Here is a 13391-nt window from a genome sequence, read left to right on the forward strand (position 1 = left end):
CCTGACCGCGACCCGAATTTTTAATCTCGACCTGAACGCGCCTCTCCCTTAAGGTAGGGCGCGAATAGACAACCGGCCGGCCCAAGCTTTCTTGGACGTCGACCCAAGACGGACGCCTATGAACCCGAATTTTCTAGATTTCGAACAGCCGATCGCCGACCTGCAAGCCAAGATCGAAGAGTTGCGCTTGGTCGGTAATGACAATTCGCTGAATATCGGCGATGAGATCTCTCGTCTGCAGGACAAGAGCCGCACGCTGACCGAAGACATCTTCGGCAAGCTGACCAGCTGGCAGATCGCGCGCCTGGCGCGTCATCCTCGTCGTCCATACACCCTGGACTACATCGATCACATCTTCACCGAATTCGACGAACTGCACGGCGATCGTCACTTCTCCGACGACGCCGCGATCGTTGGCGGTGTCGCCCGCCTCGACGACCAGCCGGTGATGGTCATCGGTCACCAGAAGGGCCGCGAAGTGCGCGAGAAAGTCCGTCGCAACTTCGGCATGCCGCGTCCGGAAGGCTACCGCAAGGCCTGCCGCCTGATGGAAATGGCCGAGCGCTTCAAGATGCCGATCCTGACCTTCATCGACACCCCGGGCGCCTACCCGGGTATCGACGCCGAAGAGCGCAACCAGAGTGAAGCGATTGCCTGGAACCTGCGGGTGATGGCTCGGTTGAAAACCCCGATCATCGCCACAGTCATCGGCGAAGGCGGTTCGGGTGGTGCATTGGCGATTGGCGTCTGTGACCAGTTGAACATGTTGCAGTACTCCACTTACGCGGTAATTTCGCCGGAAGGCTGCGCCTCGATCCTGTGGAAGACTGCCGAGAAAGCGCCGGACGCCGCGGAAGCCATGGGCATCACCGCCGAGCGTCTCAAAGGCCTGGGTATCGTGGATAAAGTGATCAACGAACCAGTGGGCGGTGCTCACCGTGACCCGGCCGCGGCTGCCGCGCTGATTCGTGCAGAGCTGAGTTCGCAACTGTCGATGCTGAAGAAGTTCGACAACGACGCGCTGCTGGCCCGTCGCTACGAGCGGTTGATGAGCTACGGCCTCTGATTCGAACGCTATACCCCTGTGGGAGCGAGCCTGCTCGCGAAAGCGGTTTAACATTCAACAAATGAGTTGATTGATACACCGTTATCGCGAGCAGGCTCGCTCCCACAGTTGTTTGTGCCAAGGCTGATTCCTATGAACTCCCGCGCTGATCTCCCCACCCGACTCCTCACCCAACTGGCCCCCTGGCGCAACGCTACCGCCTGGCGCATCGCCTTCTCCGGCGGTCTCGACTCCACCGTCCTGCTGCACCTGCTGGCATCGCTCTCAAACACACACGCACTGCCTCCGCTCAGCGCTATCCACGTCCACCACGGTCTTCAGGCTGCGGCCGATGCGTGGCCGGATCATTGTCGTCGGGTGTGTGAGGCGTTGGGGGTGCCGCTGCAAGTGGTTGACGTTCAGGTCCGCCCCGGTGCGAGTCTCGAGCGGGCCGCCCGGGAGGCGCGCTATGGCGCCTTCGTCGCGGCGCTCCAGGGCAACGAGGTGCTGCTCACTGCCCAGCATCGCGATGACCAGGCTGAAACCCTGTTGTTTCGTTTGCTGCGGGGGGCGGGAGTCCGGGGCTTGTCGGCGATGCCGCAGCAGCGTCCCCTCGGGCAGGGGTGGTTGCTGCGCCCGTTGCTTGATGTGTCCCGTGCTGAGGTGGAAGCCTATGGGAAGCAGCAGGGCTTGAGCTGGATCGAAGACCCGTCCAATAACGATCATCGGTATTCGCGCAACTTCCTGCGTCAGCGGGTTTTTCCGCTGCTGACCGAACAGTGGCCCCAGGCTGCATCAACCCTGGCCCGTGGCGCCGCACACATGACGCAAGCCCAGGGTTTACTGGATGACCTGGCACGGATCGATCTGACCGATGCCACGCCTCCCGGCGCCTTTGGCTGGCTCGGATTGCCATCTCTGGCGCTGGCACCTTTGCAGACCTTGTCGGTGGCTCGCCAACGTAATGCATTGAGTCACTGGCTGACGGCCCTCACGACGCTGCCCGACAGCGACCACTGGGCCGGCTGGGATTCACTGCGCGACGCTGGGGGCGCTGCCCGGCCGATCTGGCGTCTGGCCGGCGGTGAGTTGCATCGGGCGGGTGGGCGGGTCTGGTGGTTATCCGACCATTGGCTGCAACCGGTCTCGGGCTGCGCCGAATGGCCCCGGGCAGTTGATACCTTGGGGCTGCCGGGTAATGGCCGGGTGACCCTCACTGGCAAAATTCCCGACGGTCGGCTTTGCGTGCGCTATCGTCAGGGCGCAGAGGTGATGGCCTTGCCGGGCCGTGGTCATCGGGATCTCAAGCGTTTACTCAACGAAAGTGGCTTGCCGGCGTTCGTTCGCGGCCGATTACCGCTGCTGTATCGGGACGAGCGATTGCTGGCGGTGGCCAACCTGCCGGGGCTCGACGGGGACGCTGATGGCACCTGGCAATTGCATTGGCAGCCACCGGAGCAAGATCTGGGTTTGAGCTGAAAGGGGCTTTCCGGTAGACTACGCTCCCTTCTTGATACAACTTCTGTGGATTCGCCTGAATTGCAGGAGTTGCCGATTACCAAGCAGTCTTTGCTGGGCGATTCCAAAAAATGTGTAGCGAGCAACGTACCGGTGATTTTTCTTCCGGTCTGTCCCAACGCGGCGGTTTTTTTGAAAGGTGCACTGTGATTAATGCAGGTGATCGGGGGCTTCGGCCTTCCTTCGCTTTCCCCGGCGGCTCGGACCGCTTTAACGCAGACTTCTAGGGTTTTTCATGACGCGCTACATATTCGTCACGGGCGGTGTTGTTTCTTCATTGGGGAAAGGCATTGCCTCGGCTTCATTGGCGGCCATCCTGGAGGCGCGGGGACTTAAGGTCACCATGCTCAAGCTGGACCCGTACATCAACGTCGACCCGGGCACCATGAGCCCGTTCCAGCACGGCGAAGTGTTCGTCACCCACGACGGCGCCGAGACCGACCTGGACCTGGGCCACTACGAGCGGTTCATCCGCACGACCATGACCCAGAACAACAACTTCACCACCGGTCGTGTCTACGAGCACGTGCTGCGCAAGGAGCGTCGTGGTGATTACCTGGGCGCGACCATCCAGGTCATCCCCCATATCACCGACGAGATCAAGCGCCGTATCATCAAGGGTGCTGGCGACGCCGACGTGGCAATGGTCGAGATCGGCGGTACCGTGGGCGACATCGAGTCCCAGCCGTTCCTCGAAGCCATCCGCCAGTTGCGTTTCGAAATCGGCGCCAAGCGCGCGATGCTGATGCACCTGACGCTGGTGCCGTACATCGCCACTGCCGGCGAAACCAAGACCAAGCCAACCCAGCACTCGGTCAAGGAGCTGCGCTCCATCGGCCTGCAGCCGGATGTGCTGATCTGCCGCTCCGATCACCCGATCGATATTTCCTCGCGTCGCAAGATCGCCCAGTTCACCAACGTTGAAGAGCGTGCGGTCATCGGCCTCGAAGACGCCGACACCATCTACAAGATCCCGGGCATCCTGCACTCCCAGGGCCTGGACGATTTCGTCGTCGAGCGTTTCGGCCTGCAATGCGCTGGCGCCGACCTGTCCGAATGGGACGCTGTGGTCGATGCCAAGCTCAACCCTGAGCACGAAGTCACCATCGCCATGGTCGGCAAGTACATGGAGTTGCTGGATGCCTACAAGTCGCTGATCGAAGCGATGAGTCATGCCGGCATCAGCAACCGCACCAAGGTCAACCTGCGCTACATCGACTCCGAAGACATCGAGAACCAGGGCACCGGCCTGCTCGAAGGCGCCGATGCGATCCTGGTCCCTGGCGGCTTCGGCCTGCGGGGCGTGGAAGGCAAGATCACCGCGGTCCAGTACGCTCGCGAAAACAAGGTGCCATACCTGGGTATCTGCCTGGGCATGCAAGTGGCGGTCATCGAGTTCGCCCGTAACGTGATGGGCTGGAAGGACGCCAACTCCACCGAGTTCGATCGCGCCAGCGGTCACCCGGTCGTGGGCCTGATCACCGAGTGGGAAGACGCCACCGGTGCCGTGGAAGTGCGGACCGAAACCTCCGACCTGGGCGGTACCATGCGCCTCGGCGCCCAGGAATGCCTGCTCGAAGCCGGCTCCCTGGTGCACGATTGCTACGCCAAGGATGTGATCGTCGAGCGTCACCGCCATCGTTACGAAGTGAACAACAAGCTGCTGCCACAGCTGATCGAAGCCGGCCTGAAAATCTCCGGCCGCTCCGGTGATGGCGCGCTGGTCGAAGTGGTCGAGTCCCCGGATCACCCATGGTTCGTGGCTTGCCAGTTCCACCCCGAGTTCACCTCGACGCCACGGGACGGTCATCCGCTGTTCAGCGGTTTCGTGAAGGCCGCTTTGGCTCAACACCAGAAAAAGGCATAAGACGATGGCCCAGAAGATCATTCGCGTTGGCGACATCGAAATTGCCAACGACAAGCCCATGGTGCTGTTCGGCGGCATGAACGTGCTGGAAAGCCGCGACATGGCGATGCAGGTCTGCGAGGAGTACGTCAAGGTGACCCAGAAACTGGGTATTCCTTACGTCTTCAAGGCCAGCTTCGACAAGGCCAACCGGTCGTCCGTGACCTCTTACCGTGGCCCGGGCCTGGAAGAGGGCATGCGGATCTTCCAGGACATCAAGCAAGCCTTCGGCGTGCCGATCATCACCGACGTCCACGAGCCTGACCAGGCCGCGGTCGCCGCCGAGGTCTGCGACATCATCCAATTGCCGGCATTCCTGTCTCGCCAGACCGACCTCGTGGTCGCGATGGCCAAGACCGGTGCGGTGATCAACATCAAGAAAGCCCAGTTCCTCGCGCCCCAGGAAATGAAACACATCCTGAGCAAGTGCGAAGAGGCCGGGAACGACCAGTTGATCCTCTGCGAGCGCGGTTCGAGCTTCGGCTACAACAACCTGGTGGTGGACATGCTCGGCTTCGGCATCATGAAGCAGTTCGAATACCCGGTGTTCTTCGACGTGACCCACGCGCTGCAGATGCCTGGCGGCCGTTCCGACTCCGCCGATGGCCGTCGCGCCCAGGTGACCGACCTGGCCAAGGCCGGCATGAGCCAGTCCCTGGCGGGCCTGTTCCTCGAGGCCCACCCTGACCCGGATAACGCCAAGTGCGATGGCCCTTGCGCCTTGCGCCTGAACAAGCTGGAGCCGTTCCTGTCTCAGCTCAAGGCGTTGGACGAGTTGGTCAAGGGTTTTCCGACGATAGAAACCGCGTAGCGCGGTTTTCTCCGGTAAAGTACCGCTCGATTATCGCTCTGGCCCGCTGGCCGCACTGCTCTTGTGGGAGCATGGCTTGCCAGCGATGGCGCCCTTGAGGCCCCCATCGCCGGCAAGTCGTGCTCCCACAGCGTTTCGTCAACTTTGGAGTGTTTACAACAATGGCAAAAATCGTCGACATCAAAGGTCGTGAAGTTCTCGACTCCCGTGGCAATCCCACTGTTGAAGCGGACGTGCTTCTCGACAACGGCATCATCGGCAGCGCCTGCGCGCCGTCCGGTGCTTCCACCGGCTCGCGCGAAGCGCTGGAGCTGCGTGATGGCGACAAGAGCCGTTACCTGGGCAAGGGCGTACTGAAGGCTGTTGCCAACATCAACGGTCCGATCCGTGACCTGCTGCTCGGCAAGGATCCTGCCGACCAGAAGGCCCTCGACCTGGCGATGATCAAGCTCGACGGTACCGAGAACAAGGCCACTCTGGGCGCCAACGCGATCCTCGCCGTGTCCCTGGCCGCCGCCAAGGCTGCCGCCCAGGACCAGGACCTGCCGCTGTACGCTCACATCGCCAACCTCAACGGTACGCCGGGCGTCTACTCGATGCCGGTCCCGATGATGAACATCATCAACGGCGGCGAGCATGCCGACAACAACGTCGACATCCAGGAATTCATGGTCCAGCCGGTTGGTGCCAAGTCCTTCTCCGAAGGCCTGCGCATGGGCACCGAGATTTTTCATCACCTCAAGGCTGTGCTGAAGGCCCGTGGCCTGAGCACCGCGGTTGGCGACGAAGGCGGTTTCGCACCGAACCTGGCGTCCAACGAAGACGCGCTGAAAGTCATCTCCGAAGCCGTGGCCAACGCCGGCTACAAGCTGGGCACCGACGTGACCCTGGCTCTGGACTGCGCCGCCAGTGAGTTCTTCGAAGACGGCAAGTACAACCTGTCCGGCGAAGGCCAGGTGTTCACTGCCGAAGGTTTTGCCGACTACCTCAAGGGCTTGACCGAGCGCTATCCGATCATCTCCATCGAAGACGGCCTGGACGAGTCCGATTGGGCTGGCTGGAAAATCCTCACCGACAAGATCGGCGAGAAAACCCAGCTGGTGGGCGACGACCTGTTCGTGACCAACACCAAGATCCTGAAAGAAGGCATCGACAAGAAGATCGCCAACTCGATCCTGATCAAGTTCAACCAGATCGGCACCCTGACCGAAACCCTGGAAGCTATCCAGATGGCCAAGGCCGCCGGCTACACCGCGGTGATCTCCCACCGTTCCGGTGAAACCGAGGACTCGACCATTGCCGACTTGGCCGTGGGCACCGCGGCAGGGCAGATCAAGACCGGTTCGCTGTGCCGTTCCGACCGCGTATCCAAGTACAACCAACTGCTGCGTATCGAAGAACAGTTGAACGGCAAGGCCAAGTACAACGGTCGTGCCGAGTTTCGCGGTTAAGCGGTAAATGATAAAAAGACAGCGGGTCGGGGCGAAAAAGTCGCTATAGCGGCGGTTTTGCTTCTAATCTGATGCCTTATGAAGCACAAGCCTGGTTCTTCCAGGCTTCGTGCTATCAGACGTTTCAAAGTTTGGCATGGCGGTCTTTTTTCACTGGATACCTGATATTCGATGCGCAGTCCCAATTGGTTGTTTCTTGTCTTGCTCCTGTTGCTGGCCGGCCTGCAGTACCGCCTGTGGGTGGGTAACGGCAGCCTGGCGCAAGTGGCCGACCTGACTCAGCAGATTGCCGACCAGCATGCCGAGAACGAGGCATTGCTGGAGCGTAATCGGGTGATGGACGCCGAAGTGATGGAGTTGAAAAAAGGCATGGAGACCGTTGAAGAGCGGGCTCGTCATGAGTTGGGCATGGTCAAGGAGGGCGAAACCCTCTACCAGTTGGCCCAATGAGTATCCGATTGCCGGCCTTCTGGGCCGTGATTCCTGCCGCGGGCGTCGGAGCCCGTATGGCCGCGGACCGTCCCAAGCAATACCTGCAACTGGGCGGGCGCACAATTCTTGAACACAGCCTCGGCTGTTTCCTCGATCATCCGACCGTCAAGGGCGTGGTGGTCTGCGTTGCACACGATGATCCTTACTGGCCGACCCTGGCTTGTGCCGACGACGCTCGCATCCAGCGGGTAGACGGTGGCGCGCAGCGTTCGGATTCGGTGCTCAATGCCTTGCTGCATCTGCATGCCCAAGGCGCTGACGATCATGATTGGGTGCTGGTGCATGATGCCGCCCGGCCCAACCTGTCCAGGGACGATCTGGACACGCTGCTCGGCGAGCTGGCGAACGACCCGGTCGGTGGCCTGCTGGCCGTCCCGGCACGCGATACCCTCAAGCGCGTCGACAAGCACGGTCGTGTGCTGGAAACCGTTGATCGCAGCGTGATCTGGCAAGCCTATACACCGCAGATGTTTCGCCTTGGAGCCTTGCATCGAGCGTTGGCCGACAGCCTGGTGGCGGATGCGGTGATTACCGATGAAGCTTCGGCCATGGAGTGGGCGGGGCAGGCACCCCGGTTGATCGAAGGGCGGTCGGACAATATCAAGGTCACCCGTCCCGAAGACCTGGAGTGGTTGCGCCAGCGTTGGGCTTATCGCCACTGAGTGAAATCGCCATCGCGAGCAGGCTCGCTCCCACAAGGGTTTCTGTCGTACACAGAGTATGTGTCGATTTAAGATCCACTGTGGGAGCGAGCCTGCTCGCGATAGCTATTGCCCAGGCCCTGAAACACTGGCTTCATCCCCGGTACTCCGGTCGCTCAGCCAACCCTTCCTTCAAATAATCCACCAGCTTGCGCACCTTCGGCGACAGATGCCGTTGCTGTGGATACAACGCCCACACCGCCGTATTCGGTGGCTGATGCGCTTCCAGCAGCGAGATCAACGCGCCGCTGTGCAAATGCTCCAGCACGTAGTAATCCGGCAACTGACACAGCCCGACCCCTTGCAAGGTCGCCTCCAGCACCGCCTGGCCGCTGTTGCAGCGCCAGTTTCCCTGCACGCGCTGGGAAAATTCCCGCCCGTTCTGCTCCAGTTGCCAGAGGTCGGAACTGCCGATCAGGCAGTTATGGCGGCTCAGTTCCGACAAGCTATGGGGTCGACCATACCGTTCCAGGTAAGACGGCGAGGCGCACAGGTACATGCGACGTGGTGCGAGGCGCGTGGCAATCAGGCGAGAGTCTTGCAGGCGACCCAGGCGAATCGCCAGGTCCAACCCTTCGTGGACCAGGTCGAGGGGGCGATTGCTCAGCTCGATGTCTACCCGCAATTGTGGGTAGAGCCCCATGAAACGGGTGACCAGCGGCACGATGAACCGCTCGCCGTAGGCCACCGCGCAGGTCATTCGCAACATGCCCTTGGGTTCGCTGGTGAGATCACCCACAGCCCGGAGTGCCTCTTCGCGGCCATCCTGCAGCCGTTGGCAATGCTGCAAAAACGTCTGCCCGGCCTCGGTCAGGGTGACTCGACGGGTGCTGCGGTACAGCAAGCGTGTCTGTAGCCGCTCTTCAAGTCGCACGATCTGTCGACTGATGTGAGAGGAGGACACCCCGAGGCGTTCGGCTGCAGCGGTGAATTGGCTGCATTCGGCCACGGCGACGAATTCGTCGATCCCTTCCCAGCGGTTATCGGACATGAAGGATTATCCCTGTATGGCAATAATGTTTTGCTTTTGATTGGATTATTCATCGTCCTGCGGCGGATTACACTCCCGGTCTTGTTTTTATTTGATGGAGAGACCGGATGATCAAGTCGCGCGCTGCCGTTGCCTTCGAGGCCAAGAAACCCCTGGAAATCGTTGAAGTCGATGTCGCCATGCCCAAGGCAGGGGAAGTGCTGTTGCGTGTGGTGGCTTCCGGTGTTTGCCATACCGACGCCTACACCCTGTCGGGCGCCGACCCGGAAGGTATTTTCCCCTCGATCCTCGGCCACGAAGGCGGTGCAATCGTCGAAGCCATCGGTGAGGGCGTGACGTCGGTTGCAGTAGGTGACCACGTGATTCCGCTGTACACGCCGGAGTGCGGCCAGTGCAAATTCTGCAAGTCGGGTAAGACCAACCTCTGCCAGGCCATTCGCGCCACGCAGGGCAAAGGCCTGATGCCGGACGGCACTTCGCGCTTTTCCTACAAGGGCGAAACCATTTTCCACTACATGGGTACCTCGACGTTCTCCGAGTACACCGTGTTGCCGGAAATCTCCGTTGCGAAAATCCCGAAGGAAGCACCCTTGGAAAAGGTCTGCCTGCTGGGTTGCGGCGTCACCACCGGTATCGGCGCGGTGATCAACACCGCCAAGGTCAAGCCGGGTGACACCGTGGCCATCTTCGGCCTGGGTGGTATCGGCCTGTCGGCGGTGATCGGCGCCGTGAAAGCCAAGGCATCGCGGATCATCGCCATCGACATCAACCCGGCCAAGTTCGAGATTGCCAAGCAGTTGGGCGCTACCGATTGCGTCAATCCGAAAGACTTCGACCGTCCGATCCAGGAGGTCATTGTCGACATGACCGACGGCGGCGTGGACTTTTCCTTCGAGTGCATCGGCAACGTCCAGTTGATGCGTGCCGCACTGGAATGCTGCCACAAGGGCTGGGGCGAGTCGGTGATCATCGGCGTGGCCGGTGCCGGCCAGGAAATCGCCACCCGTCCGTTCCAACTGGTGACGGGCCGCGTCTGGCGCGGTTCGGCGTTTGGCGGCGTGCGCGGTCGCAGCGAGTTGCCCAGCTACGTGGAAATGGCCGAGAAGGGCGAGATCCCGTTGGATACCTTCATCACCCACACCATGGGCCTGGAAGATATCAACAAGGCATTCGACCTGATGCATGAAGGCAAGAGCATCCGTACCGTCATTCATTTTTAAGAGCAGCAGCAAGCCAAAGGCTACAAGCTGCAAGTGAAGCGCGGTGCTTTTTCTTGCGGCTTGCAGCTTGGAGCTTGGAGCTGAGGTGAAGTTATGAACCTCGAAAATATCTCCTGCCAGAAAAGCTTCGGCGGCTGGCACAAGCGTTACCGGCACCGCTCCGAAGTGCTCGGCTGTGACATGGTGTTTGCCGTGTACCTGCCACCGCAGGCCGAGCAGGGTGGCAAGTTGCCCGTGTTGTATTGGCTGTCCGGGCTGACCTGCACCGACGAGAACTTCATGCAGAAGGCCGGTGCCCAGCGTATGGCTGCCGAGTTGGGTTTGATCATCGTTGCGCCGGATACCAGCCCTCGGGGCGCCGATGTACCGGGTGATCCGGACGGCGCCTGGGACTTCGGCCTTGGTGCGGGCTTCTACCTGAACGCCACGCAGGAACCCTGGGCGCGGCACTATCGGATGTATGACTACGTGGTGCAGGAATTGCCGGCGTTGGTCGAGGCGCATTTTCCGGCGTCGGACAAGCGCAGCATCAGTGGTCACTCCATGGGCGGCCATGGCGCGCTGGTCTGCGCCTTGCGCAATCCGGGACGTTACCGTTCGGTGTCGGCCTTTTCGCCGATCAACAATCCGATGGATTGCCCATGGGGTCAGAAAGCCTTCTCCCGTTACCTGGGGGAAGACCGCTCGAAATGGCGTGAATGGGATGCCTGTGCGCTGATTGCCGAGGCTGACGAGAAGCTACCGTTGCTGGTGGACCAGGGCGATCGCGACGATTTCCTGGCCAACCAGCTCAAGCCTGAAGCCTTGCAACAGGCGGCGAAGGCTGCGGGTCATCCCCTGGAGTTGCGCCTGCAACCGGGATACGACCACAGCTACTTCTTCATCGCCAGTTTCATTGATGACCATCTGCAACATCATGCACGCGCTCTAAACGTCTAATGCAGGTAGAATCACGCCCTGACAGAAATCAGGGCTTTTTTTTATGCGTATTGGCCACGGCTACGATGTTCACCGTTTCACTGAAGGCGATTTCATTACGCTGGGCGGCGTGCGTATCGCACACGGCTTCGGGTTGCTCGCGCATTCTGACGGTGATGTCCTGCTGCACGCCCTGAGCGACGCATTGCTCGGCGCGGCGGCCCTGGGTGATATCGGCAAGCATTTTCCCGACACCGATCCTCGATTCAAGGGCGTCGACAGCCGCGTGCTGCTGCGCCATGTGGTCTCGCTGATCCAAGCCAAGGGCTGGAAGGTCGGCAATGTCGATAACACCATTGTTGCCCAGGCGCCGAAAATGGCGCCGCACATCGAGGCCATGCGCCAGTTGATTGCCGAGGATCTTCAAGTTGAGCTGGACCAGGTGAACGTGAAAGCCACCACCACCGAGAAGCTGGGTTTCGTCGGTCGCGAAGAAGGCATTGCCGTCCATTCCGTTGCCTTGTTGCTGCGCCCATGACCGAACTGGAATTGTTGGGGCCGCGTGCCTATGGCGAGTCACTGGGCAGCGCGGTGCTCAAGGCCACTGCTGAAGATTTCCAGGTCGATGAAGTGCTCGACATCCCGTTGACCGGCGATGGCGAGCATTTGTGGCTCTGGGTCGAAAAGCGTGGCTTGAACACCGAGGAGGCGGCCCGGCGAATTGCCAAGGCCGCCGGTGTGCCGCTGCGTACCGTCAGCTACGCCGGGCTCAAGGACCGTCAGGCCCTGACGCGGCAATGGTTCAGCATTCAATTGCCGGGCAAGGCGGATCCGGACCTGTCGGCGGCAGAGAACGACACGCTGAAGATCCTCAAGACCGGTCGCCACAAGCGCAAGCTGCAGCGCGGCGCGCACTCGGCCAATGGTTTCACGTTGCGTCTGACCCAGTTCAAGGGCGACCCGGCGGCCATCGACGCGCGCCTGCAACAGATCGTCCGCCAGGGAATCCCCAACTACTATGGTACCCAGCGCTTTGGTCATGACGGCGGCAACGTCGTCGATGCCCGTGCCTGGGCGGCACGCAGGGCCTTGCCGGAGCAACGCAACGTGCGTTCGCGGCTGTTGTCGGCAGCCCGCAGTTTCCTGTTCAACCGTGTATTGGCGGCACGGGTGGCCGACGGTACCTGGCGACAAGCCCTGGTGGGCGACTTGCTGGCCTTCACCGACAGCCGCAGCTTTTTCCCGGCAGGTGAAGCTGAATGCAACGATCCGCGCCTGGCGATTCTCGATCTGCACCCGACCGGGCCACTGTGGGGCGAAGGCCCTTCGCCGGCCTCGGGCGTGACCCACGATCTGGAACAGGCCGTCGCCGAGCGCGAAGCGGACTTGCGCGATTGGTTGGTAAACGCGGGAATGAGTCACGAACGTCGCATCCTGCGACTGCCCATTGGCGGGCTGTCGTGGCATTATCCCTCGCTAGACATTCTGCAACTGGAATTCGTCCTGCCGGCCGGATGTTTCGCCACTGTCTTGGTGCGCGAACTCGTCGATCTGGTGCCGGTGGGGCAGACGGACAGCCCATGCGTATTCTGATTTCTAACGACGACGGGGTGACAGCACCCGGTCTTGCCGCGCTTTATGCTGCGTTGGCGGATTTTGCCGAGTGCGTGGTGATCGCCCCGGACCAGGACAAAAGCGGCGCCAGCAGCTCGCTGACGCTCGACCGTCCGTTGCACCCCTGTTATCTGGATAACGGTTTCATCAGCCTCAACGGCACCCCTACCGATTGCGTGCACCTGGGCCTCAACGGCCTGCTGGAGCGCGAGCCGGACATGGTGGTCTCGGGCATCAACCTGGGCGCCAACCTGGGAGATGACGTGTTGTATTCCGGTACAGTCGCCGCCGCCCTGGAAGGTCGCTTCCTGAAACAGCCATCGTTTGCCTTTTCGTTTGTTTCACGGCAGGTCGATAACTTGCCTACCGCTGCCTACTTCGCCCGCAAGCTGGTAGAAGCCCATGGCGAACTGGACCTGCCGCCGCGCACGGTGCTGAACGTGAACATCCCGAATCTGCCCCTGGATCACATTCGTGGTATCCAACTCACGCGTCTGGGCCATCGTGCCCGCGCCGCCAAGCCCATGCACGTGGTCGACCCGCGGGGCAAGGCCGGTTACTGGATCGCCGCCGCCGGTGACGCGGAGGATGGTGGGCCGGGCACCGATTTCCATGCGGTAATGCAGGGGTATGTCTCGATCACCCCGTTGCAGCTAGACCGGACCTTCAACGATGCCTTTCGAAACATTGATGGCTGGCTGGAGGGGCTGAGTTGATGCGTGAG

At 61.1% G+C, this 13391-nt stretch carries 13 protein-coding genes; 12 read left to right on the forward strand and 1 reads right to left on the reverse strand.

The window, feature by feature from the left end:
* Positions 1–118 precede the first annotated feature (118 nt).
* The 7 genes from QZH45_RS07030 to ispD all read left to right on the forward strand — a co-directional run bounded on the left by QZH45_RS07030 (position 119) and on the right by ispD (position 7885).
* Complete coding sequence (locus tag QZH45_RS07030) at positions 119–1066, forward strand: acetyl-CoA carboxylase carboxyltransferase subunit alpha (protein ID WP_024779026.1); 948 nt, start codon at positions 119–121, stop codon at positions 1064–1066.
* Positions 1067–1198: 132 nt separating this feature from the next.
* A complete protein-coding gene (gene tilS / locus QZH45_RS07035) occupies positions 1199–2524 on the forward strand; it encodes a tRNA lysidine(34) synthetase TilS (protein WP_055135184.1) in 1326 nt (441 codons plus the stop codon).
* Between the two features lie 274 nt (positions 2525–2798).
* A complete protein-coding gene (locus QZH45_RS07040; RefSeq protein WP_024779028.1) occupies positions 2799–4430 on the forward strand; it encodes a CTP synthase in 1632 nt (543 codons plus the stop codon).
* 4 nt (positions 4431–4434) lie between these two features.
* The gene (kdsA, locus tag QZH45_RS07045; RefSeq protein WP_055135185.1) at positions 4435–5280 is read left to right on the forward strand and encodes a 3-deoxy-8-phosphooctulonate synthase; all 846 of its coding nucleotides are present in this window, start codon (positions 4435–4437) and stop codon (positions 5278–5280) included.
* A 161-nt stretch (positions 5281–5441) separates the two neighbouring features.
* Positions 5442–6731, forward strand: a complete 1290-nt coding sequence (eno, locus tag QZH45_RS07050; RefSeq protein ID WP_024779030.1) for a phosphopyruvate hydratase — start codon at positions 5442–5444, stop codon at positions 6729–6731.
* Between the two features lie 171 nt (positions 6732–6902).
* Positions 6903–7181, forward strand: a complete 279-nt coding sequence (gene ftsB, locus QZH45_RS07055) for a cell division protein FtsB (protein WP_024779031.1) — start codon at positions 6903–6905, stop codon at positions 7179–7181.
* Positions 7178–7885 carry a 2-C-methyl-D-erythritol 4-phosphate cytidylyltransferase gene (gene ispD, locus QZH45_RS07060; protein WP_024779032.1) on the forward strand — a complete coding sequence of 236 codons (708 nt, stop codon included), beginning with the start codon at positions 7178–7180 and terminating at the stop codon, positions 7883–7885. The genes ftsB and ispD overlap by 4 nt, the downstream gene beginning before the upstream one ends.
* Before the next feature lie 133 nt (positions 7886–8018).
* Here ispD and QZH45_RS07065 read toward each other — a convergent pair whose 3' ends face one another.
* The gene (locus QZH45_RS07065; protein ID WP_024779033.1) at positions 8019–8915 is read right to left on the reverse strand and encodes a LysR substrate-binding domain-containing protein; all 897 of its coding nucleotides are present in this window, start codon (positions 8913–8915) and stop codon (positions 8019–8021) included.
* Positions 8916–9022: 107 nt separating this feature from the next.
* Here QZH45_RS07065 and QZH45_RS07070 point away from each other — a divergent pair, with 107 nt between their 5' ends.
* The 5 genes from QZH45_RS07070 (at position 9023) to surE (ending at position 13383) form a co-directional block, all read left to right on the forward strand.
* A complete protein-coding gene (locus QZH45_RS07070; protein WP_024779034.1) occupies positions 9023–10135 on the forward strand; it encodes an S-(hydroxymethyl)glutathione dehydrogenase/class III alcohol dehydrogenase in 1113 nt (370 codons plus the stop codon).
* 93 nt (positions 10136–10228) lie between these two features.
* A complete protein-coding gene (fghA, locus tag QZH45_RS07075; protein WP_024779035.1) occupies positions 10229–11074 on the forward strand; it encodes an S-formylglutathione hydrolase in 846 nt (281 codons plus the stop codon).
* A 43-nt stretch (positions 11075–11117) separates the two neighbouring features.
* Entirely contained in the window at positions 11118–11591 is a 474-nt protein-coding gene (ispF, locus tag QZH45_RS07080) for a 2-C-methyl-D-erythritol 2,4-cyclodiphosphate synthase (protein WP_053192730.1), read from the forward strand.
* Complete coding sequence (gene truD, locus QZH45_RS07085) at positions 11588–12646, forward strand: tRNA pseudouridine(13) synthase TruD (protein ID WP_024779037.1); 1059 nt, start codon at positions 11588–11590, stop codon at positions 12644–12646. The genes ispF and truD overlap by 4 nt, the downstream gene beginning before the upstream one ends.
* Positions 12634–13383 (forward strand): 5'/3'-nucleotidase SurE, encoded by a 750-nt coding sequence (gene surE, locus QZH45_RS07090; protein ID WP_024779038.1) that lies wholly within the window; start codon positions 12634–12636, stop codon positions 13381–13383. The genes truD and surE overlap by 13 nt, the downstream gene beginning before the upstream one ends.
* Positions 13384–13391 lie beyond the last annotated feature (8 nt).

Origin of the sequence: Pseudomonas corrugata (assembly GCF_050920615.1) — a bacterium.
In the GTDB taxonomy this organism is placed as follows: Bacteria; Pseudomonadota; Gammaproteobacteria; order Pseudomonadales; family Pseudomonadaceae; genus Aquipseudomonas; species Aquipseudomonas corrugata.